The organism is Novosphingobium subterraneum (genome assembly GCF_000807925.1).
GTDB lineage: Bacteria > Pseudomonadota > Alphaproteobacteria > Sphingomonadales > Sphingomonadaceae > Novosphingobium > Novosphingobium subterraneum.
Window position 1 is genome coordinate 43,687 of record NZ_JRVC01000017.1, and the last position, 25,830, is coordinate 69,516.

General features: G+C 65.2%; 29 protein-coding genes. 27 read left to right on the forward strand and 2 right to left on the reverse strand.

The window, feature by feature from the left end; genetic code table 11:
• Positions 1-75: 75 nt before the first annotated feature.
• Positions 76-903, reverse strand: coding sequence for a flagellin N-terminal helical domain-containing protein (locus NJ75_RS15770; RefSeq protein WP_039336176.1), 828 nt, complete (start codon positions 901-903; stop codon positions 76-78).
• Between the two features lie 238 nt (positions 904-1,141).
• On the opposite strand from NJ75_RS15770, the gene NJ75_RS15775 reads away from it, so the two are divergent.
• From NJ75_RS15775 to NJ75_RS15860, 18 genes are read left to right on the forward strand one after another with little or no spacing between them, the layout of a single operon-like run.
• Entirely contained in the window at positions 1,142-2,425 is a 1,284-nt protein-coding gene (locus NJ75_RS15775; protein ID WP_039336178.1) for a sigma-54 interaction domain-containing protein, read from the forward strand.
• A complete protein-coding gene (gene fliE / locus NJ75_RS15780) occupies positions 2,422-2,796 on the forward strand; it encodes a flagellar hook-basal body complex protein FliE (RefSeq protein ID WP_039336180.1) in 375 nt (124 codons plus the stop codon). Before NJ75_RS15775 ends, fliE begins: the two co-directional genes overlap by 4 nt.
• Before the next feature lie 4 nt (positions 2,797-2,800).
• Entirely contained in the window at positions 2,801-4,522 is a 1,722-nt protein-coding gene (gene fliF, locus NJ75_RS15785; protein WP_039336181.1) for a flagellar basal-body MS-ring/collar protein FliF, read from the forward strand.
• Positions 4,519-5,538 (forward strand): flagellar motor switch protein FliG, encoded by a 1,020-nt coding sequence (gene fliG / locus NJ75_RS15790; protein WP_052242569.1) that lies wholly within the window; start codon positions 4,519-4,521, stop codon positions 5,536-5,538. The genes fliF and fliG overlap by 4 nt, the downstream gene beginning before the upstream one ends.
• Positions 5,531-6,145 (forward strand): FliH/SctL family protein, encoded by a 615-nt coding sequence (locus tag NJ75_RS15795; RefSeq protein WP_039336182.1) that lies wholly within the window; start codon positions 5,531-5,533, stop codon positions 6,143-6,145. Before fliG ends, NJ75_RS15795 begins: the two co-directional genes overlap by 8 nt.
• On the forward strand, positions 6,139-7,476 hold the full coding sequence (locus NJ75_RS15800) for a FliI/YscN family ATPase (protein WP_174544611.1): 1,338 nt from the start codon (positions 6,139-6,141) through the stop codon (positions 7,474-7,476). The genes NJ75_RS15795 and NJ75_RS15800 overlap by 7 nt, the downstream gene beginning before the upstream one ends.
• Complete coding sequence (locus NJ75_RS15805; protein ID WP_039336183.1) at positions 7,473-7,904, forward strand: hypothetical protein; 432 nt, start codon at positions 7,473-7,475, stop codon at positions 7,902-7,904. The genes NJ75_RS15800 and NJ75_RS15805 overlap by 4 nt, the downstream gene beginning before the upstream one ends.
• Before the next feature lie 27 nt (positions 7,905-7,931).
• Positions 7,932-9,185, forward strand: a complete 1,254-nt coding sequence (locus tag NJ75_RS15810; protein ID WP_169745732.1) for a hypothetical protein — start codon at positions 7,932-7,934, stop codon at positions 9,183-9,185.
• A 30-nt stretch (positions 9,186-9,215) separates the two neighbouring features.
• Positions 9,216-9,815, forward strand: coding sequence for a flagellar basal body-associated FliL family protein (locus NJ75_RS15815; RefSeq protein WP_039336187.1), 600 nt, complete (start codon positions 9,216-9,218; stop codon positions 9,813-9,815).
• 41 nt (positions 9,816-9,856) lie between these two features.
• Positions 9,857-10,744: a FliM/FliN family flagellar motor switch protein gene (locus NJ75_RS15820; protein ID WP_039336189.1), complete on the forward strand. Its 888-nt coding sequence runs from the start codon at positions 9,857-9,859 to the stop codon at positions 10,742-10,744.
• A 24-nt stretch (positions 10,745-10,768) separates the two neighbouring features.
• Positions 10,769-11,074, forward strand: coding sequence for a flagellar motor switch protein FliN (gene fliN, locus NJ75_RS15825; protein WP_039336191.1), 306 nt, complete (start codon positions 10,769-10,771; stop codon positions 11,072-11,074).
• Positions 11,074-11,355 (forward strand): flagellar biosynthetic protein FliO, encoded by a 282-nt coding sequence (locus tag NJ75_RS15830; RefSeq protein WP_039336193.1) that lies wholly within the window; start codon positions 11,074-11,076, stop codon positions 11,353-11,355. The genes fliN and NJ75_RS15830 overlap by 1 nt, the downstream gene beginning before the upstream one ends.
• 53 nt (positions 11,356-11,408) lie before the next feature.
• A complete protein-coding gene (gene fliP, locus NJ75_RS15835) occupies positions 11,409-12,137 on the forward strand; it encodes a flagellar type III secretion system pore protein FliP (protein WP_052242576.1) in 729 nt (242 codons plus the stop codon).
• Between the two features lie 5 nt (positions 12,138-12,142).
• The gene (locus tag NJ75_RS15840) at positions 12,143-12,418 is read left to right on the forward strand and encodes a flagellar biosynthetic protein FliQ (protein WP_039336195.1); all 276 of its coding nucleotides are present in this window, start codon (positions 12,143-12,145) and stop codon (positions 12,416-12,418) included.
• Positions 12,419-12,422: 4 nt separating this feature from the next.
• Positions 12,423-13,205 (forward strand): flagellar biosynthetic protein FliR, encoded by a 783-nt coding sequence (fliR, locus tag NJ75_RS15845; protein ID WP_039336196.1) that lies wholly within the window; start codon positions 12,423-12,425, stop codon positions 13,203-13,205.
• Positions 13,206-13,214: 9 nt separating this feature from the next.
• The gene (locus NJ75_RS15850; protein ID WP_039336197.1) at positions 13,215-14,378 is read left to right on the forward strand and encodes an EscU/YscU/HrcU family type III secretion system export apparatus switch protein; all 1,164 of its coding nucleotides are present in this window, start codon (positions 13,215-13,217) and stop codon (positions 14,376-14,378) included.
• Between the two features lie 5 nt (positions 14,379-14,383).
• Positions 14,384-15,826, forward strand: coding sequence for a flagellar filament capping protein FliD (gene fliD, locus NJ75_RS15855; RefSeq protein ID WP_039336198.1), 1,443 nt, complete (start codon positions 14,384-14,386; stop codon positions 15,824-15,826).
• Between the two features lies 1 nt (position 15,827).
• Positions 15,828-16,211 carry a flagellar export chaperone FliS gene (locus NJ75_RS15860; RefSeq protein WP_039336200.1) on the forward strand — a complete coding sequence of 128 codons (384 nt, stop codon included), beginning with the start codon at positions 15,828-15,830 and terminating at the stop codon, positions 16,209-16,211.
• 113 nt (positions 16,212-16,324) lie between these two features.
• On the opposite strand, the gene NJ75_RS15865 is transcribed toward NJ75_RS15860, so the two are convergent.
• Positions 16,325-17,353: a chemotaxis protein CheB gene (locus tag NJ75_RS15865; protein ID WP_039336202.1), complete on the reverse strand. Its 1,029-nt coding sequence runs from the start codon at positions 17,351-17,353 to the stop codon at positions 16,325-16,327.
• A 201-nt stretch (positions 17,354-17,554) separates the two neighbouring features.
• On the opposite strand from NJ75_RS15865, the gene NJ75_RS15870 reads away from it, so the two are divergent.
• The 9 genes from NJ75_RS15870 to NJ75_RS15910 all read left to right on the forward strand — a co-directional run bounded on the left by NJ75_RS15870 (position 17,555) and on the right by NJ75_RS15910 (position 25,793).
• On the forward strand, positions 17,555-17,815 hold the full coding sequence (locus NJ75_RS15870; RefSeq protein ID WP_052242570.1) for an STAS domain-containing protein: 261 nt from the start codon (positions 17,555-17,557) through the stop codon (positions 17,813-17,815).
• Complete coding sequence (locus NJ75_RS15875) at positions 17,812-20,028, forward strand: chemotaxis protein CheA (RefSeq protein WP_039336204.1); 2,217 nt, start codon at positions 17,812-17,814, stop codon at positions 20,026-20,028. Before NJ75_RS15870 ends, NJ75_RS15875 begins: the two co-directional genes overlap by 4 nt.
• Positions 20,025-20,894, forward strand: a complete 870-nt coding sequence (locus tag NJ75_RS15880) for a CheR family methyltransferase (protein WP_039336206.1) — start codon at positions 20,025-20,027, stop codon at positions 20,892-20,894. Before NJ75_RS15875 ends, NJ75_RS15880 begins: the two co-directional genes overlap by 4 nt.
• Positions 20,891-21,910: a protein-glutamate methylesterase/protein-glutamine glutaminase gene (locus tag NJ75_RS15885; RefSeq protein ID WP_039336208.1), complete on the forward strand. Its 1,020-nt coding sequence runs from the start codon at positions 20,891-20,893 to the stop codon at positions 21,908-21,910. Before NJ75_RS15880 ends, NJ75_RS15885 begins: the two co-directional genes overlap by 4 nt.
• Before the next feature lies 1 nt (position 21,911).
• Positions 21,912-22,469, forward strand: coding sequence for a chemotaxis protein CheD (locus tag NJ75_RS15890; protein WP_052242571.1), 558 nt, complete (start codon positions 21,912-21,914; stop codon positions 22,467-22,469).
• 23 nt (positions 22,470-22,492) lie between these two features.
• The gene (locus NJ75_RS15895) at positions 22,493-22,864 is read left to right on the forward strand and encodes a response regulator (protein WP_082013426.1); all 372 of its coding nucleotides are present in this window, start codon (positions 22,493-22,495) and stop codon (positions 22,862-22,864) included.
• 22 nt (positions 22,865-22,886) lie between these two features.
• Positions 22,887-23,330, forward strand: coding sequence for a chemotaxis protein CheW (locus NJ75_RS15900; protein WP_039336209.1), 444 nt, complete (start codon positions 22,887-22,889; stop codon positions 23,328-23,330).
• Between the two features lie 21 nt (positions 23,331-23,351).
• Positions 23,352-23,603: a hypothetical protein gene (locus tag NJ75_RS15905; RefSeq protein ID WP_039336211.1), complete on the forward strand. Its 252-nt coding sequence runs from the start codon at positions 23,352-23,354 to the stop codon at positions 23,601-23,603.
• 90 nt (positions 23,604-23,693) lie between these two features.
• Positions 23,694-25,793, forward strand: coding sequence for a TonB-dependent receptor plug domain-containing protein (locus tag NJ75_RS15910; RefSeq protein ID WP_039336212.1), 2,100 nt, complete (start codon positions 23,694-23,696; stop codon positions 25,791-25,793).
• The last annotated feature ends 37 nt before the right edge of the window (positions 25,794-25,830 follow it).

Here is a 25,830-nt window from a genome sequence, read left to right on the forward strand (position 1 = left end):
CACGAAGGCCCGGCGGCCTGGGATGGGCCGCCGGGCTTGTGATCACGCCTGGTGGAGACAGGCGGAGGTCATGGCTTAGCGCAGCAGCGACAGCACGTTCTGCTGGCTCTGGTTGGCCTGGGCGATCATCGCGGTCGATGCCTGCGAAAGGATCTGGGCCTTGGCCATCTGCGTCGTTTCGGTCGAGTAGTCGGTGTCCTGAATGCGCGAACGGGCATCCGACAGGTTGGTGATGTTGTCGTTGAGGTTGTTCACCACCGATTCCAGGCGGTTCATGCCGGCACCGAGCGTTGCACGGGCGCTCGAAATCGAGTCCAGCTCGGTGTCAAGCGTGCCGAGGAGCGTGTTCGCCGCCGTTGCGCTGGACACGTCGTACGACCCTGCAGCACCGCCGTTCGCCGAAAGGGTGGTGAGGTCTGCCATGGTCAGGTCGACGGTGTCAGAACCGTTCGCACCAGTCTGAACGGTCACGGTCGCTTGCGAGCCGTCGAACAGCTGAGTGCCATTGAACTTGGTGTTGTCGATGATCTGGCCGATCTGCGCGGTCAGTTCGTCAACTTCCGTCTGCATGTAGGCACGGTCCGTGGCGTCCTGATACGTGCCCGAAGCCGACTGCACGGCCAGTTCGCGGACACGCTGGAGCATGTTCGAAACTTCGTTCAGCGCGCCTTCCGCGGTCTGTGCCAGCGAGATGCCGTCGTTCGAGTTGCGAACGCCCTGGTTCATGCCCTTGATCTGGGCAGTCATGCTGGTGGCAATTGCCAGACCGGCCGCGTCGTCCTTGGCGCCGTTGATGCGCTTGCCGGTCGACAGTCGCTCCATCGCCTGGCCAAGCATCTTGTTGGCCGTGTTGGAGGAGTTCGTCGCCTTCAAGGCGCTGATGTTTGTATTGATAACCGCCATTTTCCATTCTCCGGTAGGGTGGTGTGTCGTTCCCGAAAGGACCGCCGGGTCAGAGGATCGACACGGCTGTCGGGACTAAGACCGGCAAATGGCAGCCGGTTTTAAGTTGCCGCCCGGCAAAAGAATGCCGGACTTAGGTAGTCGCCCTTAGGGTTACCCGTCCCCTTAAAGTTTCAACCTGTTTGTCGGTCCCGCGCGAAAGAAGGTCACAGACAGGATGGTTAACAGGGGTCTTGAAATGATTCGCGATTGCGGGGCACTGCAGTTCACCGAAGCGGCGGCGAAAGCCCACGCAGCGCTTGTCCAGCGCGCAGCTTCGGTGCTTTCGAGCTACGGTGCGGAAGGACAGTCGATGCTGGCTGATGCCTTCGAGGACGCGAAGCTCCCGCCGCGCAAACAGGTGGTGCTGCTGGAGCGTTCGGCTGTGCCAGCGATCGAGCGCCAGCCCGGCAGCCGGACGGCGACCCTGCGATACACCGATGGGGCGGGCGAGGCTGCGCTGTCGGCACTGCTGGCCTGCGCCGCGAAGCCAGGCGCGCCCATTGCCGCCGATCCTGAAAGCCTGTCTGTCCTTGCCCTGGCCGAACGCATCGCCGCCACCGACATCCCCGTCCTGATCAACGGCCCGACCGGCACTGGCAAGGAAGTGCTGAGCCGCTTCATTCACGAACACTCGGCCCGCGCCGACAAGCCGTTCATCGCCATCAATTGCGCCGCCATGCCCGAAGCCATGCTCGAGGCGCTGCTGTTCGGCCACCAGAAGGGCGCGTTCACCGGCGCGAATGCAGCCAGCGAAGGCTTCTTCCGCGCGGCTGACGGTGGCACGCTGCTCCTCGACGAGATCGCCGAGATGCCGCTGACCCTGCAGGCCAAGCTGCTGCGCGCGCTGCAGGAAGGCGAAGTGGTGCCGCTGGGGGCAACGCAGCCGGTAAAGGTGGACGTGCGGGTAATCGCCTGCGCCAACCGCGATCTGCCGCTGGAAGTCGAGGAAGGCCGCTTCCGCGCCGATCTCTATTACCGCCTAAACGTCTTCCCGCTGGCCCTGCGCGCTCTGTGTGAGCGGCCCGACGATATCGCGCCGCTCGCCTTCGCGATGGCGATGCGCCATTCGCAGGTCGCTCCCTGGATTTCCGACGAAGCGCTAGCGATGTTGGCGGCGCATAGCTGGCCCGGCAACGTGCGCGAACTCGAGAACGTGATGCGTCGCGCTCTGGTGCTTGCAGGGAACGCCTCCGTCATCAAGGCTTCGCACATCGTGTTCGATCGCCCTGCCCGCCTGATCAACGAACCGGTTGCGGTTCCTGCCGCGGCCGATGCCAAGCTTTCCAACATCGTGCAGATGTCCGAAGCCCGCGCGATCCTTTCGACGCTCGAGGCCTGCAACGGCAGCCGCGTTGCCGCTGCCCGCCAGCTCGGCATTTCGGAACGCACCTTGCGCTATCGCCTCGCCAGCTTCCGTGAGGCCGGGATTGAAGTGAACGGCCGGTCAGTGGACGGTAGAGCCGTCGGTGGCAGGCGATGAGCGTTTCCGGCATCGGCGGCCGGGCTTCCGGCATCCAGGACATCATGGCGCTGCGCCAGCAGATCATGGAGCGCTCGCAGCTGCTCCAGCAGGTCAAGTCACCCGAAGCGACGCAGGGTGCACAAGGACCACAGGCCAGCACCGGCCCGGCTGGTAGCTTTACCGAGAGCCTCAAGGGTGCGCTCGATAACGTCAACGCCAGCCAGCAGAAGGCAAGTGCGATCAGCGAAGCCTATGAAAAAGGCGAAGTGGTCGACGTGGCCAAGGTGATGCTGGCGCGGCAGGAAGCTGGCGTTGCCTTCGAGGCCACGCTGCAGGTGCGCAACAAGCTGCTGAACGCCTACCAGGACATCATGCGGATGGGAGTGTGATTGAATGGCTGACCTCGTTCCCGCCTCTGGCCTTGCCACGCCAGCTCCATCCACTTTCGGCGTCCTGACCGATCCCGCAGCCGGAAGCTTCGGCACGCGGGCCAAGGCGTTTCTGGCGCAGCCGCCCGTGAGGCGCACCCTTCCGTGGTTCGCCGGCGTTTCCGCAGCCGGCCTGACCGGCGTGCTGTGGCTGACCATGGCGCCCGCACCGCAGCGCATGCTCTACAGCCAGCTTTCCGACAGCGAGCGGTCCGAAGTTACCGCCAGCCTCGAAAAGGCCAATATCGCCTACCAGATCGACAACGCAACCGGTGCGATCACGGTGGGCGAGGACGACCTATACAGGGCGCGCATGGCCGCCGCATCGGACGGCGCGATCGCCACGCCCGAAACCGGAACGCAGATGCTCGACAAGCTGCCGATGGGCGCGAGCCGGGGGCTTGAGGGCCAGCGCCTGCAGGCCGCGCGCGAGCGCGAGCTTGAGCTGACGATCATGGAGATCGACGGCGTGGAGGCCGTGCGCGTCCATCTCGCCGAACCGGAAAAGTCGGTCTTCGTGCGCGAGAACCTGCCGCCATCGGCCTCGGTCATGGTCAAATTGAAGCGCGGACGGCAGCTTTCCGAAAGCCAGGTCCGCGCGATCGTCAACCTGGTCGCGGGTTCCGTGCCCGGGCTTTCGATAGACGCGGTGCGGGTCGTTGACCAGCACGGCGCATTGCTCTCCGACCCTTCCGGCCCCGATGGCGACCGGCTCGAGCTCCAGCAGCGCATGGAGGAGAAGCTTCGCCAGCAGGTCGCGCAACTGCTCACGCCGATGCTGGGCGAAGGGAACTTCTCGTCCGAGATCCAGCTCGATCTCGACATGGACCAGGTGACGTCGGCGCGCGAAAGCTATGACAAGCAAGGCGTCGTCCGGCAGGAAACGCAAAGCGCCTCGCAGCAGACCGGCGCCGGCACTGCCCAGGGCGTGCCCGGCGTCACCGCCAACACGCCGCCCCCTGCCACGACTGCCCAGCCCGGCGCCCCGCAAGGAACGCCCGCGGCTGCGGCAACGCCCGGCGCCAACGGCGAATCCAGTTCCTCGCGCACCTATGAACTCGGCCGCGAGGTTGCGGTATCGAACCAGACCCCTGGCAAGATCAAGCGCCTGTCCGTCGCTGTCGCGCTGAGCGCCGAGACCATGGCCAAGGCCAAGCCGCAGGACATCGAGCAGATCAAGCAGCTGGTCAGCGCTGCGGTCGGCGCCGACCCCGCCCGCGGCGATCAGGTTGCCGTGGCCGTCCGTGCCTTCAAGCCCGCAGACGTTGCCCCCGCACCGTTCTGGGAAACGCCGTGGTTCGCCACGATCCTGCGCAATGCCGTGGCGCTGATCGCGGTCCTGCTTGTCCTGCTGCTCGGCGTCCGTCCGTTGATCAAGGCGCTGAAGAAGGAACCCGCGCCGGCCGAAGTGAAGGTTGCAAAGAAGCGCAAGAAAGGTGAAGCGACGGGCGACGAGGACGAGGACGCCAGAGAGGCCGAAGAAGGGGCGATCGAGGCTGTCACCGCTGATGAAGTCGCACAGGCAATCCAGCCCGCGCAAGATCCCGAAACGGGCGTCGTCGATGCCGAGGCACTGGCCCGGCAGGTCAGCCTTGCCCAGCGGCTTGTCGTCGAAAAGCCCGACAGTGCGCTGGTTGCCCTCAAGCAGATGCTGAAAGAGCCTGAAGAGGAAGGTGCCAGCGCATGAGCGATCTCATGGAAGCCCCCGCCATTTCCGATCCCGAACGCGCAGCCGTCATGGTCATGCTGCTGGAGGACGATCAGGCCGCGCAGATCCTCGCGCAGCTGGAGCCCGCAGAACTTCGCCTGCTGGGCGAAAAGATGTGTGCGCTGGGCGAGATCGGCCCGGTTGCGATCGCACAGGCGATTGCCGGCTTTGTCGAGAAGACCGAGCGGCTTGGCCTGATCGCGCACGATCGCGTCGGACAAGTGCGCTCGCTCATGACTCGCGCCGTGGGCGAGATAAAGGCAGACAGCCTGATGCAGCGCATCCTGCCTGACGACCCCTCGCGCACGCCCAGCATCGAGCTTGCCAGATGGCTGACTCCGCAAGTGATCGTGCCTCTGATCCGTGACGAGCATCCCCAGGCGATTGCCGTGCTGCTGGTTCAGCTGGATCCGGAAGTGGCCGCGGCTGTCCTGCATGGCTTGCCCGACGAGGTGCAACCGCAGGTCGTCCACCGCATCGCCACGCTCGGACCGGTTGCACCCGAAGCCATCGCGATGCTCGAGGAAATGCTGCACCAGCGTATCGGCGAACGGCACGGCCAGGGCGCCTTTGCCATGGGCGGGCCGCGCGAAGCGGCCGACATCATCAACGCCTCCGTCCGGGCGGTCGAAAAGCGCGTCATGCCCGAGATCGCCAAGCAGGATCGCCAGCTTGCCAAGGCGATCGAGAACGAAATGTTCAAGTTCGAGCACCTCTTCGCGCTCGACGACAAGTCGATGGGAGCACTGCTGCGCGAGGTAGACAGCGATGCGCTGATCGCCGCGCTCAAGGGCATTCCCGAAGAGCAGCGCGAATGCTTCTTCCGCGCCATGTCGAGCCGTGCTGCGGACGGCGTGCGCGACGAGATTGCCGCGCGTGGCCGGATGAAGATGGCCGGAGTGATCGAGGCGCAAAAGGCCATGGTCACGGCAGCCCGCCGTCTCTCGGCCGAAGGCGTGATCGTGTTCGGCGCGGGCGACGACGACTATGTCTGACAGCTTGCGGGCGATCTCGCTGGCGGACCTTGGGCAAGTGCCCACAGGTTTCGCGCGTGATCGCCGCTTCTTCCGCGAATTTGCAGCGCCCGAACCGGAACCTGTCATGGTGCCGGTGGAAGACGAGCGCGAGCCGCACGACCCTATCGCGGAGGCGTGGGCCGATGGCTATGCCAAGGGTCTGGGCGAGGCGCAGGAAGCCGCTGCGCAGCTCATTGCCGAACAGGAAGCAGCGCGTCAGAAGATCGAATTCGCGCTCGGCAAGCTGGATGTGGCGATGCAGACCGAACTGCAAGACCGACTGCGCGAGACGGTGATCGCCTTGTGCGAGGCTGCCATTGCGCCTGCGGCCCTTGACCCCGACGCGCTGACCCGCCGGGTCGAGGCCGCCGCCACCATGCTCGCCCGCGCCGAAGACCAGCGCGTGATACGGCTCCATCCCGAAGACCTTGCCCTGATTGCCGCGCGATTGCCGGAAGACTGGCACTTCGAACCCGACGCTTCGCTCGAACGCGGCGCTCTGCGCGTGGAAGGCGCGACCGGCGGAGTCGAGGATGGACCTGAACAATGGCGCCGGGCCATCCATGAGGCGCTCCGCCAATGCTGATGGGGCCCACTTTCTCCGTGCTCGACCGGGCGCTGGATTCCCTGGCACTGTGCGAACCCGACTTCACGCCTGCGCGCTATGGCTTGCTGGCCGCGTGTGATGGCGGAATGCTTGAAGTGTCGGGGCTGTCGGTCCCCATTGGCACGCAATGCCGCATCGCTCATGGGTCGGGATCGCTGACGGCAGAGACCATCGGCTTCCGCAATGGTCGTACCTTGATGATGCTTCTGGGCGATCCGGTGTTGCTGCGCCCCGGCGCCAGGGTAAGGCCCGAAGGCCGCCCCGGGATGGTGCCGGTAGGCGAGGCTTTTCTCGGCCGCGCGATCGATGGCGAGGGCAAGCCGATTGATGGCAAGGGGCCGATCCACAACCGCCGCGAATGGCCGGCAGGCGGCATTCGGGCCGCCGCGCTCGACCGCTCGCCAGTGCGCGAGAGCTTCGATACCGGCGTGCGCGCGCTCAATGCGCTGACGACCTTCGGCATCGGCCAGCGTATCGGCATCATGGCGGGATCAGGCGTCGGCAAGTCGGTGCTGCTCGACATGATCGCGCACGGCGCCGAGGCCGAGATCGTCATCGTCGGCCTGATTGGCGAACGTGCACGAGAAGTCTCCGACTTCGTCGAGCGGCACATGCAGGGCTCCAAGCGCGAACGCTCCGTCGTTGTCGCGGTCCCTGCCGACCATGCGCCCAACTTGCGCATACGCGGCGCGATGATGGCGACGGCGCTCGCCGAATACTTTCGAGCCCAAGGCAAGCGCGTGCTGCTGATCATGGACAGCCTGACGCGTGTGGCCCACGCGGGCCGTGAAATCGCGCTGCTGCTGGGCGAACCGGGCGCGGCGCGCGGCTATCCGCCCTCGGCCCTCGCGACGATCACCAAGCTGGTCGAACGCGCCGGCAATTCGGCGGAAAGCGGCGGGTCGGTGACGGGGCTCTACACGGTCCTTGCCGATGGCGACAACCAGGACGATCCGGTGGTCGACACCGCGCGTTCGATCCTCGACGGACACATCGTGCTCTCGCGCGATCTGGCGCAGCGTGGGCAATACCCGGCCATCGACATTGCGGCATCCTTGAGCCGCGTGATGAACGACATCACTGCACCCGAGCACCAGCGCGCCGCCCGCACCTTCCGTGCGCTTGTGGCAAGTTACGAGGCCAACCGCGATCTGGTCCTGATGGGCGCCTATCGCAGCGGGGCCGATCCCCAGCTCGACAGGGCCATCGCCATGCATGAGGCGCTGACCGGGTTCATCAGCCAGCCGCAGCGTGAAGTCGTGTCGATGGCGGCAAGCGTCGCCGCGCTCAGCCAGCTGATCGGTGCATGAAGGCTGAGCGCGAGCGTCTGGCGCGCCTGAAACGGCTTGAGCGCATCCGGGACATCGCCCGCCAGACCGCGCTCGCCGAAGCGGGCAAGGCCGAGGGCACGCTGGCGCAGTTGCAGGGGCTGGCAGACAGGACTCAACGTCTTTCGACGGAGTACGCCGCCCGCACCGATGCGCGCGACGCGCACGGGTTGCAGCAATTGCGGCAGTTCGTGGCCGGACTCGACCGGATCACGTCGGGCACACGCGCCGATGCCGATGCTGCGCGCAGGATCGCCGATGCCAAGGCGCAGGAGGCCGCCGCCGCAGAACGTCGGCGCGCCGCCGTGGAAGAGCGCGCCGAGGCGCAGGAGCGTCTGATCGCGCGCAAGGTGGCATCCGCAACAACACCTACTACCGGCAAAAGGCAATCTGGCACGGGTCTTGAATAAACACGGTTAACGCACCGCCACGGAGCCTTGCTGATGTTTGATCTTGCCGCCCTTTCCCAGCCGACAGCCGCTCCTGCCCTGCAGGCTGCGCCGTTGCAGAATGGCGGAAATGGGCCGGAATCGGCGGATGGCATCACTGCTGCCCCTGGTATTGCCTTCGATGCACTCCTTGCCATGCAGTTCGCCTCGGCAGAACCGGCAGACGCGCCCTTGCCGGAAAGCGGCAAGATCTTGCCGGATGCGGCAAAGCTGCTTGCCGCCTTGCCGCAAGTGCGCCCGACTGATGTTCAGGTGCGCCCGCAGCCGACGAAAGCGCGCACCGATGCCGAGCAGGCCGAAGACGACTTCCGGGATGCACCGGAACTGCCGGACGGCACCCTGCCCGACTCGGCCCTTATCGCTGCGCTCTTCGCCGCGCCGGATCGGCTGGTGCCGGCCGAGGGTGCCGGTGCCCGCCCTTCAACTGAAGTCCCTTGCGCAACCGTTGCCTCGGCGGCGCCAGCACCGACTGCACCGCAATCCCCCGCTCAGACAGCAATTGCGCTGGCCCGCACGGCACAGATCGAACTGACGACAGAGCCGGAGACGGCTGCTGCCCCGGTCCAGCCCGAAGCGGTCGCAGCCACGCCGACCGCGCAGATCATGGCCGCACGTCAGGTTCGCCAGAACAAGTCAACGGGCGCAGAAGGTGAAACATCCGAAGCATCGGCGCAGCCTGCCCTGGTTGCCGGTGCGAAGCCACTTATGGACAGCGAACGGGCCGAAACACCGCGCGTCGAAGCGACCAGTACCACGAGCCTGCTCGCGGACCGTTCCCTCCCAACGCCAGACAACACTGCCCCGTCGTCGGTCCGCCACGAAGCCCGCAGTGAGCGCGTCGATTTCGCCGCGCTGGTCGACAATCTGGCCCGCGCTCGCGAGGAAGCCTCGCCGCGTGCCGTGACCGCGTCGATCAACCACGCCGAGTTCGGCCGGGTCACCCTGCGCTTCGACCAGGGCGAGGATCGCGGCATGTCGGTGGCGATGACCAGCGCCGATCCCGGCTTTGCGCGCGCGGTCAGCGCCACTGCCGAAGCAGCGCGTGCCTCCGGCGAAAGCGCCGGCCAGAACCATCAGCCGCAAGCCGATTCGCGCACGCAGGGCGGCCAGGGCGAAAGCCAGCGCCAGCAGCCGCGCCAGGCCGAGCAGGCTCCGACCCGCCCATTCTCCGGCAATGGCACTTCGTCCCGCGAGGAAGAAGCGCCCCGCCGCCGCAGCGACGATCGCGGCATCTACGCCTGATCCTGATCCCCATTTCCTGAGAGAACCCCGATGAGCGACAAGAGCGACAAGGAAGACAAGCCCAAGAAGAAAAAGGGCGGTGGCATGATCATCAAGATCGTCGGCGCTGTCGCACTGCTGGGCGTCGGCGCGGGCGGCGTGTTCGGACTGGTTGCTGCCGGCATCATCGGCGGCGGCACGCATGAAGTCGTCAAGGTGGACAACAATCCCAAGCTGGTGCGCAAGGGCGAGGAAGACCCCTACGCCCCGGTCGCCAAGGAAGGTGAAGGCGAAGGCGGGGCTGGCGAAACCGATGGTGAAGGCGGCAGCGAGTTCCGCACTGTCTATTACAACTTCGCCGAAGACTTCACCTCGAACCTGAAGAACACCGATGCGCTGCTGCAGGTGAACATCTCGGCCTCCACTCGCCGCGACTATCGCGTGGTGCTGTGGATGAAGAAGCACGAGCTGGCAATCCGCTCGGCGCTGCTCATCGCCATTGCCGATACGCCCGAGGAAGAGGTCATCAGCCCGGAAGGCAAGGCACGCCTGCAGAAGCGCCTGACTGCCGCGATCAACAAGGTCCTCACCGAGAACGAAGGCTTTGGCGGCGTCGACAACGTCTACTTCAAGACCTTCATCGTTCAGTAATTCTGGCATCGTCCAGCAAGCCGGAAAGCTCCAGCGCCCCCATGAAACCAGAACGCGCCTTCATCGCCGAACGTGCCATTGCCCGGCACGATCCGGCCCTGCTGCGCCCCGGTCCCAGTGCCGCGGAACTGATCCCGGCGCTCACCCGGATGAGCGAACGCCTGGCCAAGGCGGTGCGCGGGGCGCTCGTCCCCCTTCTCGGCGGAGCCGAACCGCAGATCAATCCGATGAAGCCGATGGACACGGACTTTGCCGATTTCTGCTCGGAAATCCCGCGACTTGCCGCCAACAGCCTGATGCACATCGGCAGCGCCCCCTTCATGGTCACCGTCGAAGGCGAGAACGTGCTGCGCCTGGTCGACCGCGCTTTTGGCGGTCCCGGCGATACCCCTTCGTCGCTGCCGAAGGAATTCCCGCTTTCTGCCGAGCTGATGATCGGCCGGATCGAACAGCTCGTCGCCTCCGCGCTCACCGTCGCATTGGGTGGCAATGGCGGTCCAATCCGTGCGGTGCGGCGCGATGCCAGCCTTGCCCAGCTTCAGGCGATGCCCGATGCGACCAGGGTTGCCGGACTGACGCTGAACGTCGTCGAGCAGGGACGGATGCCCTGGGCCATCTCGATTGCCTTCCCGCACGATACGCTTGGCCTGATGTTCGCCCACGGCGATGCCAAGCGCCCCACCAAGCCCCGGCGCGGTCCGGCGCAGCCGACCGACGCCCCCTTTGCCGACCTGCCGGTCGAGCTTGCGGCGGTGCTGGTCGACATGCGGCTCCCGCTCGCGGTCGTCTCGGGCCTGCGCATCGGACAGGTCCTGCCCGTGCCGATCGCACGCAACGTGCCGGTCAAGGTCGGCGACAAGACTTACGCCACCGGCACAATCGGCGCGCTCGAAGACCGCGTCGCCATCCAGCTCAACCAGCTTTCCTGATTTACCCGAAGAGGCCCTGACCCCATGACCTTCCAGCCCCGCGGTTTCGATTTCCTCAAGGACGTGGACGTTCGCCTGACCGTCGAACTCGGCCGCACATCGATGAAGCTGAAGGACGTGCTCGGCCTTACCGAGGAGTCCGTGGTCATGCTCGACCGCCTGACCGATGAACTGCTCGACGTAATGGTCAACGGCAAGCTCATCGCGCGCGGCGAAGTGGTTGCACAAGGCGACCGCTTCGGCCTCAGGATCGTCGAGCTTGCCGGCAGCGAGCCCGAGGAAGCCCCTGCGGCCCCGGCGAAGAAAGCCGCCAAGGGGGATGTCGCCTGATGTTCTGGTACGTCCTCAAGCTCCTGGTGCTGCTGCCGCTGATCGGCGGCCTCGCCTGGGCCAGTCTCAAGTTCGCCAAGCGCATGGAAGGCCGCTTCATGGCGGGCAGCGCGCCCAAGTCGGTGCGCATCGTCGAGACGCAGATGCTCAGCCCCACCCTGCGGCTTGCCGTGATCGAGTTTCACGGCCGCGAGATTCTCGTTTCTGCCGGCAAGAACGGCCTCGTCCGCCTTGCCGAAGCCCCGGCGCGGCCCAGGGTGGAAGCGGAGGACGCACAGTGAAGCGCCTTTTCGCGATCCTTGTCACGACGCTGACACTGCTGCCGCATTACGCGATGGCACAGGCTGCCGGCCCCGCCCCGGCCCAGCAACCGGCCGCAATCTCAGGCGCGCTTGACCGCGCCTTCGGGCAAATGGCAGGCGCACAGAGCGGCGGCTCGCTGTCGCTGTCGTTGCAGCTGCTGCTCATCATGGGCCTGCTGACGATCCTGCCGTCGCTGATCCTGATGATGACCAGCTTCACCCGCGTGCTGGTTGTCCTGTCGATCCTGCGCCAGGCCATGGGCCTGCAGCAATCGCCGCCCAATCAGGTGCTGATCGGCCTGTCGCTGTTCCTCTCGCTGTTCATCATGGGCCCGACGCTCGACAAGGTGAACGCCAACGCCATCCAGCCCTATTCCGCCGGGCAAATCGGTGCCGAACAGGCCTTCGTTGCCGGCGGGCGCGAATTTCACGCCTTCATGATCCGCCAGACCCGCGAAACCGACCTGCGCATGTTCTCGGAAATGGCACGGGCGCCCAAGTTCGCGACTCCGGCCGACGTGCCCTATTCGATCCTGCTCCCGGCCTACGTGACGAGCGAACTCAAGACAGCCTTCCAGATCGGGTTCATGCTGTTCCTGCCCTTCCTTGTGATCGACCTCGTCGTCTCCTCGGTGCTGATGAGCCTGGGCATGATGATGATGAGCCCGACGATCGTCTCGCTCCCGTTCAAGCTGCTGCTGTTCGTCCTCGTCGATGGCTGGGCGCTGCTGATGGGCAGCCTTGCGGCCAGCTTCGGGTAAGGGCGATGGAAGACACTGCCTCCCTCCTCGCGCTGGCTGACCGGATGCTGTGGATCACCGCACTGGTGGCCGCGCCGATCCTCATTGCTTCGCTCGCCGTCGGCCTCGTCGTCGGCGTGATTCAGGCGGCAACTTCGGTCAACGAACAGACGCTGACCTTTGTACCCAAGCTTGCCGTCACCGCACTCGTGCTTGTGCTGTTCGGTTCGGCCATGCTCGGCCTCGTCGGGGATTTCACCAAGGAAATCTTTGACCAGATCGCCATGACCGGAAAAGGCTGATCCTGTGCTGCAGCTGAACTTCGGCTTTGGCGCGCTGGAGGCGGACTTCTGGCGCTGGCTGTTCGTGATGACACGGATTGCCGCCGCCATGTTTGCAGCGCCGCTGTTCGGCACCGGCACCGTGCCTTACCAGATCCGCATCGTCGCCTCGGGCGCGATCGCGATGCTGGTGTGCGGCTGGACCCCGGTTGAAGCGCCGACCGCGCTGCTTTCGATCAATGGCCTGCTCAGCGCGGCCAACGAAGTCCTGATCGGCCTTGCCATGGGTTTTGCCCTGCAGCTTTCCTTTGCCGCGCCTACGCTTGCCGCCGAAGTGATCGGCGGCGGCATGGGCATGTCCATTGCCACCACGGCCGACCCGGTCAGCGGCGCGCACTCCCCGGCGATGGGCCAGTACTTCGCCGTCGTTCTCACCGTGATCTTCCTCGGCACCGGCGCGCACCTCAACTGGATCGCTCTGCTGGTCGACAGCTACCGCACCTTCCCACCCGGCACGTCGTGGCTGGCGGCCAACCGCATCGACCTGATCGGCCAGTTCGCCACGCAGATGTTCGTAACCGCGATCCTCATCGCCTTGCCCGTCACGTTGATCCTGCTGCTGGTTCAGGTGACCACCGGCATCATCAGCCGCTCGGCCCCTAGCCTGAACCTGTTCTCGCTCGGCCTGCCCGCAGGCGTGCTTGCCGGCCTTGCCGCCATGATCGCCGCCGCCCCGATGCTGACCGACGTTATGGTCGACATCTCCGCCACCGCCGTCGCCAATGCCGGCGCGCTGGTCCTGAAGTAGGAGGCGGGGATGGCCGAGCAGGAAGGCGAAAAGACCTTTGCCCCGACAGAGAAGCGCAAGAAGGACGCCGCCAGGAATGGCGATGTCTTGCGCTCGAAGGACCTGGCAACCGCCGTCGGCGTGCTGGTAGGCGCGGTTTGGTTGAAGTTCGCGGGGCCGTGGATGATGGACGCCCTGCAGGACACGCTGCGCGCCTCGTTTACACTCGATCGCGCGGCTATCGAGGACTTCGCCCCGGCAAAGCTGCTGACGGGCGCTATGGTTGCCGTCCTGCCGCCGGTTTTCCTGCTCGGCCTGATGGTGCTGGCCGCTTCGGTCTTTTCACAGATCGGCCTGTCCGACGGGCGCTGGATCCCTGCCAATCTCGCGCCCAAGGCTTCACGCATCAATCCGCTGTCGGGCCTGAAGCGCATGTTCGGCCCGCAAGGCTGGATCGAACTGGCCAAGGGCCTCGCCAAGCTCGTACTGCTTGGCTCGATTGCATACTTCTGGGCGTCAGGGCGCATCGCGGCGATCGTCGGCCTCGGCCAAGGCAGCATCCACGGCCAGCTTGTCACCGCGTGGGATACGATCACCTCGCTTGCCTTCGCGCTTGCGTCCGGGCTGATCGTGATCGCCCTGATCGACTTCCCGATCCAATGGGTCCGCCGCTTGCTGCGTCTTCGCATGACACTGCAGGAAGTGAAGGACGAGCACAAGGAAGCCGAAGGCTCGCCCGAGAAGAAGGCCGCCATCCGCAACAAGCAGCGTCAGCTGGCGATGGGGGCGATGCAGCAGGCGATGCAGAAGGCGCAGTTCGTCATCACCAACCCGACGCACTTCTCGGTCGCCATGGTCTACGACCCTGAACTTGCCCCCGCGCCAGTCGTGCTGGCCAAGGGACGTGGCGAAAAGGCGCTGGCCATGCGCGAGCTGGCAGCAGAACTCGGCGTTCCGACGCTCGAACTGCCGCCGCTTGCCCGTTCCGTCTACTTCACCACGCGCGAAAACCAGATGATCCGCGAGGATCTTTATGCCGCCGTCGCGTCGGTCCTGGCCTTCGTGCTCTCGCTCAAGCGGGGCGATCAGGTGCAACTGCCCGCCATCGACTTGCCGATCCACATGCGGTTCGACGCAGATGGCCGCCCCGAAGCGGTGATCGACCTTAAGACCGCATCAAGGCAGCCGTCCTAGCAACCATGGCAACGACCACATCCTCCACGGCATCCACGTCCGCCACGGCGCAGATCGTCTCGGCGCTGGGCGCGGGTAGTGGCATCAACACCGCACAGCTTGCCGAACAGCTGGCGGCTGCGCAGTTCGCAACACGGATCGATCAGCTCTCGGCAAAGACCGAGAAGCTCGAAGCCCAGATCTCCAGCGCGTCGAACCTCAAGTCCCTTATCAGCACGCTATCGTCATCGATCGGCACGCTGATCCGAACCGGCGATCTGGCGGTGAAGCCCTCGATCTCGAACAGCAGCGTGGCGACCGTGAGCAAGGGCACGTTGAGCGGCAGCGGCACCTACAGCCTGGAAGTGACTTCGCTTGCCAATGCGCAAAAGCTGGTGATGCCGGCCTACGCCTCGTCGACCTCGACGGTGGGCGAAGGCACGTTGACACTACGCTTCGGCACCGTTTCGGGCGGTGCATTCACTGCGGATGCCGCGCAGGACGCCGTTGACATCAACGTCCCGGCCGGAGCGACGCTTGCCGATGTAGCCAGTGCCATCAACGCTTCGGGCGCGGGCGTATCGGCCTATGTCGCCAACGGTTCTGCCGGCGCGCAACTGGTGATCAAGGGCAAGGAAGGCGCGAACAGCGGCTTTATCATCGAGGCAAGCCCGGCGGTCGGCGGCGAAGCGCTTTCGGACCTTGCGTGGACACCTGCGACGAACACCACCCAGCTCAAGTCGACCGCAACCGATGCTGCCTATTTGCTCGACGGTGTGGCCTATACGGGTACGAGCAACACGATCAATGACGCGCTCCCCGGCCTCAACCTCAAGCTGACGGCAACGAACGTCGGCAATCCGGCAACGATCAGCTTCAGCGATCCATCGTCGGGCATTGCCACGGCGATGAGCGACCTCAAAGATGCGCTCAATGAAGTTGCCTCGCAGCTCAACCAGGCCATGAACAAGGACACGGGCGAGCTAAACAACGACCCCGGCGCCCGCGCACTGCGCAACGCGCTGATGTCGCTCGCCGGTCAGAAGATCATGGTCAATGCCGCACCCGGCGCTCCGTCAACCCTGGCGGACCTGGGTCTCAAGACCGAGCGGGACGGCACTTTCAGCCTTGATGCGGATCGCCTGAACCAGACGCTCAAGAACTCGCCCCAGGAAGCCGGAGCGATGTGGACGACCGGCATTTTCGGCGTTTTTGCAGCGATCGACAAGATCGCGCGCAATGCCAATTCAACGACCGGAATCTCGCTGGGCAGTTCCGTCACGCGCAACACAGCCCTGCAGAAGACGCTGGCCGACCGTTCCGCCACCCTTGCCGAAAAGCAGGAGACGTTGCGCCAGCAGCTCGTCACCCGCTTTGCCGCCATGGACACGCGCGTCAGCGGTTCGCAATCCACCCTGTCCTTCCTGAAGGCCCAGATCGAAGCCTGGAACGCATCGAGCAACAACTGATATGCTGCACCATCGAAAAGACCCGACCGAAGCCTATCGCCGCGTTGATTTCGACGCCCGTGTTCGCGGTGCCGATTCACGCCAGCTGGTGGACTTGTGCCTCGAACAGGTCATCGGCTCGGTCGGCCGCGCCGTCCATGCGCAGGAGCGTGGCGACAACGCCGCCAAGAGTGCAGCGCTCACACGTGCAATCTCCGCTCTTACCGCGCTGCAGATGGGCGTGGACTTGGCCAATCCAACCGCCGGCGCGCTGATCCAGCTGTATCAATCGGCCCGCAATGCGATCCTCGATTGCGTGACGCGTTTCGATGCGCGCACGCTACAGGCCATCCGACAGGATTTCACCGAAATCCGCGAGGCCATGCTGCGCAGCATCCCGGCCTGATACCGGTTCTCGGCCGCTAGCCGTCAAGAAAAGGCCCGGAACCTTGTCGGTTCCGGGCCTTCCTCACCTGCGCGGACGGGGACGGACCGCGCAGGATCTCCAGGACATGGTTCCTACCCGATGTTGCAGGCTGCGATCAGCGCCTCGCCCAGACCATCGAGGTCAAGCTCGCTCTCGGCCGCGCCGGCATCGATGGCGGCAGCCGGCGCTTCGGCGACCAGCGCCGACTGACGCGCCTGGGCAAAAGTCTTGCACCCGTTATCGCGCATCAGCTTCAGGCCCTTGGCGCCGTCGGCGCCCATGCCGGTCAGGATCGCGCCTGCCGCCGGGACTGAACCGCGCGCGATCGAACCGTAAAGCAGATTGGCCGAAGGCCGCATGCCATCCACCGGATCGCGATCAATCAGGCGCAACTTCGCCGGAGTGCCCGGCTCTATCACCACGTGACGTTCGGGGTCATATGCAATGTGGATGGTGCCCTGCGTCAGGGGTGTGGCGTCCTTGGCCGCCTTGACGTTGCACTTCAGCTCGCCGTCCATGCGCTTGATGAACGTCTCGACAATGCCTGGCTCGGCGTTGAGGGCAATCACCGTGGGAGGGCACTTTTCGGGAAAATAGGAAAGCAGCTGGGTCAGGGCGTCGATGCCGCCCATCGAAGCGGACAGCGCAAGAAGGTGTCCGTTCCATTCGAAGTGCGCTTCAGCCTGCTTGTGTTCGCGTGGCGCCTTGCGGTCCTTCACGTTGCTGTTTGCCGCCGCCAGCACGATCTTGCCGAGCTTGCCCACGGTCTTGCTGAACTGTTCGGGCGTTGCCTTGAGCGGCTTGGGAAAGCACTCGACCGCACCCAGTTCATATGCCTTCAGCGACGTCTCGGTTCCGGCTTGGGTCAAGCTGGAAAGCATGACCACCGGCAAGGGGTTGGAGCCCATGATCTCTTCCAGGAACTCGATGCCGCTCATGCCGGGCATCTCGACGTCGAGCGTCACCACGTTGGGTCGCAGTTCCTTGATCTGTTCACGCGCTTCGGCCGCATTTGCCGCCGCGCCGATAACGGTCACGTTCTTGGACTGATCGAGGATGTCGGAAAACAGAGCCCGCATTGCTGCGGAATCATCGACTACAAGAACACGGGCTTCGTGCATTTCAAGAGAAACCTTCCAAGGCGCTGTTTCGCCTCGGTTCGTTCTACGCGCGAAGCACCATCAATTCATGTTCCGGCCCTTACGTATCTCACCGTAGGCCCGGCGAAAGCCCGCCTTTTCCCTCGTGCTCTATTCCGGAAGACCAGTTGCCGCGTCGGGTCTCCCCGGTCGGCCCAACCGAGCCGGAGGAAGAGCATCTCCATGACATCGATCACCCTGCCAGAGCGCTGCGACCGCGCCGCTGCCGAAGCCTTGTTGCCCGAAATGCTGGCAGCGCTGGGATCCGGCCCGCTCGAGATCGATGCGCGCGAGTGCCGGCAGATCGGACAGGCCATGTTGCAACTGCTGGTGAGCGCCCGCCAGACGGGTGACGGCGCGGTGATTCTCCCTTCCGATGCCCTGAGCGAAGCCGCCGCGCTGACCGGGCTCGCTGACGAACTCTTCTCGGGAGTGCTGGCATGACCGCCGACGAAATCCAGGCGATCTTCTTTGCCGAATGCGAAGAATCGCTGGCCGCAGCCGAACAGGGTCTCGCCGCTTGCCGCGAAGGCACCCAGGACAGCGATACCGTCAACGCCGTGTTCCGCGGAGTCCATTCGATCAAGGGCGGCGCGGGTGCGTTCGGCTACGTCGCGCTGCAGGGCTTCACCCATACCTTCGAAACGCTGCTGTCCGATGTACGCGACGGCACCGTGCCGATCACCGGCCCGCTTACCGACCTTCTCCTGCGTGCGCTCGATACGCTGAGCGATCATGTGACTGCCGCGCGCGATGGTACCGAGCCCCCCGAGGACGGCGCGCTCCAGGCCGATCTTACCGCGGCAATGGCTGCCAATGCCGGTGTCGCCCCTGCGGCAGCTCCGGCACCAGCCCCGCAGCCCGAGCTGGCAGTCGCCGTCGAGCCGATTGCCGTCGAAGCATCAAGCGACGACGGCGACGATTTCGACTTCGATCTCGATGCTCTGCTTGACGACATTTCAGGCGAAATCACGCCAGAAGCCGGGCCTGCCCCTGATGTCGAAACGACGCAGGAACGGTGGCACATGCGCCTTCGCCCCCACAGCGGCGCGATGCGCAATGGCAGCGAGCCTCTGCTGATGCTGCGCGAAATGGCGGCTCTGGGCGGCCGGTGCGAAGTCTGCGACGTTTCCTCGGTCCCACCACTCGATTCCTTCGATCCCAGCCGCGGCTACCTCGGCTGGGCGTTCAGCTTTCCCTCAAACGTTGCCGAAGCCAGCATCCGCGACATCTTCGACTTCGTCGGCGATGATTGCTCGCTGGCGTTCGGAGCCGACGCGGAGATGCCGCCGGTGCAGATAGCCGAGTCTGCGCCGCCGTCACCTGCGGCACCGCAGACCCCGGCTCCCGTCGCAGTCGAGGCACCGGCGCCTGCCCCCGTTTCAAGCGCTCCCGCCGCTGCCGAGGATGCTACGCCATCGCGCGCCGCCGCCTCGACCAGTTCGGCACCGCCCGCGCCCCCCGCTCCGGGTCAGTCCATTCGCATCGAACTTGGCAAGCTCGACAAGCTTATCGATGCTGTCGGCGAGCTCGTGATCGCGCAAGCCATGATGGCGCAGCGCCTTGCCGGACAAGGCCTCGCCGTTGCCGAGGAGATGGCGATGATCGAGGGTCTGACCCGCGACATCCAGGAATCGGCCATGTCGATCCGTGCGCAACCGATCGGCTCGGTCTTCAGCCGCGTACCGCGCATCCTGCGTGAACTGTCGTCCACCACGGGCAAGCATGTCCGCCTGGAAGTATCGGGCGAAAGCACCGAACTCGACAAGACCGTGATCGAGCGTCTGGGCGAACCTTTGACCCACCTCATCCGCAACGCCGTGGACCATGGCATCGAACCGGCCGACGAGCGTATCGCTGCGGGGAAGGCGGCCGAGGGCACGCTGACCCTTTCGGCCGAGCATCGTTCCGGCCGGATTCTCATCCGCATTGGCGACGACGGCAAGGGCATCGATCGCGAGCGTGTCTTTGCCAAGGCCGTTGAAAAGGGCCTGATCGCACCCGATGCCATCCTGTCCAAGGAAGAGATCGACCTGCTGATCTTCGCCCCTGGTTTCTCCACCGCGCAACAGGTCTCGAACATTTCGGGTCGCGGGGTCGGGATGGACGTGGTCCGCCAGAACGTGAAGGACCTTGGCGGGCGCATCACGATTGATTCCGAACCGGGCAAGGGCACGACATTTACCCTGACCCTGCCGCTCACCCTGGCCATCTCGGACGGCATGGTCGTCAACGTCGGCGACCAGACGCTGGTCGTGCCGCTCGCGAACGTTGTCGAAAGCCTGCGCCCGGAACCGCATGAAGTGCAGGGCCTTGGCGCCAGCCGCAGCATGATCAACGTGCGCGGCAGGTTCATTCCCGTCATCTCGCTGGCCCATTCGGTCGGCGCGGCGCAAGCCGTCAGCGACCCGCGCGAGGCCGTGCTCATCGTGGTCGAAACCGAGGGCGCAGGCCGAGCCGCGCTGATGGTCGATGCCATCTGTGACCAGCGCCAGGTCGTGATCAAGAGCCTAGACACCCATTACCGGTCTGTCGAAGGCGTCGCCGGGGCTACCATCCTGGGTGATGGCCGGGTTGCCCTTATCATTGACGTGGACGGGCTGGTCTCGCGCAGCCTTTCATCGGCCTCATCCGCTGCCATGGCCGAAGCCGCATGAGCCTGATGGATGTTCTTGACGCGAGCATGCCGGGGGTCAGCCCCGGAGTGTTCGACGAGGCCGATTTCCGCGCGATCTCGGAGATCGCCCATGCGGAAGCCGGCATCGTGCTGCCGCCGGGCAAGGCCATGCTGGTCTATTCCCGCCTTGCGCCGCTGGTGCGCGATTCCGGATGCGTCACATTCGGGGCCTATGTCCTGCGCATCCGCGAAAACCTTGCCGAACGGCAGAAGGCCATCTGCGCGCTGACCACGAACCACACCTTCTTCTATCGCGAGGCACATCACTTCGAGCATTTCGCCAGCGATGTCCGACCCGAATACGTCGATAGGCTCCAGCGCGGCGGCAAGGTCCGCCTGTGGTCAGCAGGCTGTTCGAGCGGTGAGGAGACCTGGTCGTTGCTGATGACGCTGCTGGGCGAAGACTCCGGGGCTGGCCACGCCATTGCCCGACGGGATCTGCGGCTGCTCGCCAGCGACATCGCAAGTCACGCGCTCGCCAAGGCCCGTGCCGCGACATACCGCGCCGAAGATCTCAAGCCTGTTCCCGAAGCCCTCCGCCGTGCCTGGACGCGCACAGCGGGCGATGAATGCACCATCGATCCGGCGGTGCAGCAGATCGCGCGCTTCCGGTCACTGAACCTGCTTGGTGACTGGCCGATGCAGGGGCAGTTCGACACCATCTTCTGCCGCAACGTGATGATCTATTTCGACGGCCCGACCAAGGAACGTCTGGTCGCCCGTTTCGCCGAAAAGCTCGCGCCCGGCGGCTGGCTGTACATCGGTCATTCCGAGCGGGTTACCGGCCCGGCTCTCGACCAACTCTCCACCATGGGACCAACCATCTACCGCAAGAGGGCTGCATGACAATTCGCGTCGTCATCGTCGAGGATTCGCCCACCATGCGCGCGATCCTGATGAACCGGCTCGGCAAGGAGCCCGATATCGAAGTCGTCGCCGCCGCTGCGAATGCCGCCGAAGGCCGGCAGATGATCCGTGAACTGGACCCGGACGTGGTCACGCTCGACATCGAGATGCCCGGCATGAACGGCCTCGATTTCCTCGCCAAGATCATGGAACTGCGCCCGACCCCGGTGATCATCGTGTCCGGCTCGACGCAGGAAGGCAACGAGATGACCGCCCGCGCGCTCGCGCTCGGCGCCGTCGATTGCTATGCCAAGTCGGGTGGCGGGCACGGGCTGGACGACGCAGGCCGGCTTGCCGGCATGATCCGTGAAGCCGCGAAAGTGCAATTCACCGCGCGCGCCCCACAAACGCGCCGCGTCGCCAGCGAAGCGCGCGGATTGCTGGCGGATCGCCCTGCCCTGATCGCCATCGGTTCTTCGACCGGCGGCGTCGAAGCGCTGCAGACCGTGCTTTCGGGTTTCCCGGCCGACTGCCCGCCCACGCTGATCGTCCAGCACATCAACGCGCGCTTTGCCCCCGCCGTCGCGCGCACGCTCGACCAGTCCTGCCCGCCGCGCATCGTCGTCGCCGAACCCGACATGCCGCTCAAGGATGGCCACGTCTATCTCGCCCCCGGCGACGATCGCCACCTCTCGGTGGGCGGATCTTCCACCTTGCACTGCAAGCTGCGTTCCGGCGCCCCGGTTTCGGGCCACCTGCCGAGCGTCGACGTATTGTTCGAATCCGTGGCCAAGACTGTCGGCCCTCGGGCAGTGGGCATTCTGTTGACCGGCATGGGTGCCGACGGAGCGCAGGGCCTTCTCGCCATGGCGCAGAGCGGCGCGCGCACCATTGCCCAGGACGAGGCAACCTGCACCGTGTTCGGCATGCCCCGCGCTGCCATCCATCTCGGCGCTGCCCGGATTGTCGCCCCCCTCGGTGCAATCGCGCGCCACGCTTTCAGCAAGGCCGCCTGAAATGAGCTTCGAAACCCCCATTCCCGGCGCGCCGCCGCTCGAACGGGTAACGGTCATGCAGGGCCAGGCGCTGGCAAGCGGCAGCCCCTCTATCGAGTACTCGACCGTGCTGGGCTCTTGCGTGGCCACCTGCCTCTATGATCCGGAGGCGCGGATCGGCGGCATGAACCACTTCCTGCTGTCCGAGCCGCCCGCCAACGCTACAGGCACCAAGGTCGACGAGCACTACGGCGTCTACCTCATGGAGCTGCTGGTCAACGAGATGCTCGCCCGAGGCGCCCGCAAGGGCAACCTCAAGGCGCACCTCTATGGCGGCGCGAACGTCAATCGCAACATGATGCGCATCGGCTCGATGAACGCCGATTTCGCGCGCGAATTCCTCCGTCGTGAAGGCATTGCGCTCCTGCGTGAGGACCTGGGCGGCACCCAGGCGCGCCGCGTCGATTTCCGCCCGGCATCGGGCCAGGTCCGCCACCGCACTGTGGAAGACCGGTTCGCGCCACCCGTCCAGCCCACCCCGCGCCCGGCACTTGCTCGTGGCGATGTCGAACTGTTCTGATCTTCGAGAAGCGAGTCCCATCCATGAGCAACACTACCCGGATCCTTACCGTAGACGACAGCCCCTCCATGCGGGCGCTCCTCAACCATGCCCTGTCGGGGCACGGTTTCGACGTATCGCAGGCCGAGGACGGCATGGCCGCGCTCGACTGGCTGGCCATGAACGAGGTCGATGTGGTCATTACCGACATCAACATGCCGCGGCTTGACGGCTTCGGCCTCATCGAGCGCCTGCGCGAGGGCAGCCGCCACCGCGATCGCCCGATCCTCGTGCTGACGACCGAAAGCTCGGACGAGAAGAAGGCTCGCGCCCGCGCGGCCGGTGCGACTGGCTGGATCGTCAAGCCGTTCGACCCGGAAAAGCTCGTCGCCGCCGTCCGCCGCGTCTCCCACTGAACCCTGCTGGAAGGAACCAGACATGTTGCGTGAACTGATCACCTTCGAGGTTGAAGGCCAGGTCTTCGGCCTCGACATCATGGCCATCCGCGAAATCCGCGCCTGGTCGCCCACCACGCGCCTGCCGCGCGTGCCGCACTATGTCGCAGGCGTCGTGAACCTGCGCGGCACGGTCCTTCCGGTTGTGGACCTCGCCGCCCGACTCGGCTGGCGCGCCACCGAAGCAACGCCCCGTCACGCGATCATCGTTACCCAGCAGGGCGCACAGATCTCAGGCTGGATCGTCGATTCGGTCAGCGACATCGTGACCATCGACAGCGAAGCGCTCCAGCCGCCGCCGCCGACCACGGCAGGCGATACGGTGGTGCCCTTCCTTGAAGGCCTCGCCGCGATCGAGGACCGCATGGTCATGGTCCTGAACCTCGCCGCCCTTTCCGATGGCGCCCAGATCGCCGAAGCAGCCTGACCCAAGGGAGGGCAAAGGCCCATGGCACAAGCCACCCATCGCCAGATTGCGGTCGTCCTTGATGAGCTGGCCGAAGAAGTCGAAGCACTTGGCTCCGCCCTGTGCGACGACATGAGCGTGGCCATCAACCACATGGACAAGCTCCAGGCGATCGACCTTATCGCGCAGAAGCAGCGCACGCTCGCTCGTCTCCTGCTGGCTGATCGCCCTGCTGACGCGATAGAACGCATCGCGATCGACGTCCTGCGTGACCGGATGCGCCTTTCGGGCTGATTCCAACCGACACATGGCTTTGGTCGGCCCGCGCATGTCGTTGGTCGAGCCTGTCGCGTCAGCCCTGCAGAGTTGCGCCATCGGCGGGGCATGAAGTTTCTATCGAAACAAATCCCGCTGCTGTGCGGTTGTGCCATGCTTGCCCTTGCCATGCCGGTGCGCGCCGCAGAGGAAGCCCCCGAAACTGCCCCTCCCGCCGCCCAGACGACCGGCAGCCGCAGCACGTTCACGCCCAAGGACTTCGAACGCTTCGCCCCGCGCAATGCCCTGGACATGCTGCGCCAGGTTCCGGGCTTCACCATCCGCGAAGGCGAGGAAGCGCGAGGCCTCGGCCAGGCCAGCGGCAACGTGCTGGTCAACTCCAAGCGCCTGTCATCCAAGTCGGACGATATCTGGACCCAGCTTTCGCGCATCCCGGCCTCCACCGTCGAGCGTATCGAACTGGTCGATGGCGCCAAGCTCGACATCCCCGGCCTCACGGGACAGGTCGCCAATGTCGTTGCCCGCTCCTCCAGCTTTTCCGGCCAGTTCCGCTACAGCCCGGAATACCGCGCACACTATGCAGACCCGCGCTACACCAACGGCGAAGTGTCGGTATCGGGCCGCCAGGGGCCGGTCGAATACACAATCAGCCTCACCAACAACGCCAATCGCGGCGCAGCCGGTGGGCCGACGATCATCACCGACCGCAACGGCGCGGTGATCCAGACCCGCGAGGACGTCGTCAAGGCCAACCGCGATGATCCCAAGCTCGCTGTGCGCCTGACCATCGACGGCCCCGGCTCGTCCATCGCCAACCTCAACGGCTCGTTCCAGCGCGTGCCCCGCCGGTTCACCGAACACTCGGTACGCACCAATGTCGATGGCTCGACCGTGGTGCGCGACCTGATCGACAAATCCTCCGCCCGCAATTGGGAAATCGGCGGCGATTACGAGTTCGCGCTTGGGCCCGGCCGCCTCAAGCTGATCGGCCTCAACCGCGAGGAGCACGAGCCCTACAGCCAGCAGGTCGTGACCACGTTTGGTGACGGGTCGCCCGCTTTGGGTGACCGGTTCGCCCAGACCGGCGACAGCAGCGAGCGCATCGTTCGCAGCGAATATTCCTGGAAGATGCTGGGCGGAGACTGGCAACTCGCGGGAGAAGGCGCGTTCAATTCGCTGCGCAACGTCGCCAGCCTTGCGGAACTCGATGACACCGGCCAGTTCGTGGAGATCCCCTTCCCCGAAGGCACCGGCGGCGTGAAAGAAGACCGCTATGATGCCAGCCTCTCGTTCAGCCGCCCGCTTTCCAGCACCCTGACCTTGCAGCTGATCGCCGGCGCCGAGAAATCGACGCTGATGCAGACTGGCGCGACAGGCCCCGACGGCAACCTCAGCCGCTCGTTCTTCCGGCCCAAGGGCTCGCTCTCGCTGGGCTGGAAGGCTGCAAAAAGTCTCGATGTCTCGTTCAAGATCAAGCGCTCGGTCGGCCAGCTTTCGTTCTACGACTTCCTTGCCCGCCGCTTCCTCGATGATGGCAATGCCAACAGCGGCAACGCCGATCTCGTGCCGCAGCAGGACTGGTCGGCCGAACTCGAACTCAATCGCACCTTCGGCAAGCTGGGCTCGACCAAGCTGCGCCTCGTCGGCCGCAATGTGCAGGATTACGTGACCGTGATCCCGATCGGCACGAACGGCGAATCCATCGGCAACGTCGGATCGGCGCAGGAACGGCAGATTGTCAGCAACACCACGCTGCAGTTCGATCCGCTTGGCTGGAAAGGCGCGCGGCTCGATTTCAACGTCGAGCTGACCTTCACAAAGCTGCGCGATCCGTTCGATCCCGCCAACCACATCCCCTATGGCGGCATCACCGACCGCTACTGGGAGCTGAACTTCCGCCAGGACTTCCAAGGTACGGACTGGGCGGCAGGCGCATCCTACGAATACAACCACCAGTCGCTCTACCACCGCCGCTTCGAGCGTGGTCGCGCCTATGAAGGACCGGTGTTTGCCGGAGTCTACATCGAGCACAAGAACGTCATGGGCCTGACGGTGAAAGCGAGCGCCAACAACCTGCTCAATGGCCGCCAGCGCTGGGACCGCGAGGTCTTCGCCGGCCCCCGCCCCAACTCGCCCATTGCCTTCGTCGAGACCCGCGATCGCCTGATCGGCCCGATCTTCACCCTGACGGTGAAGGGGAGCATCTGAGATTCCTGTTTATCTATAAGGCATTGACTGCCAACCT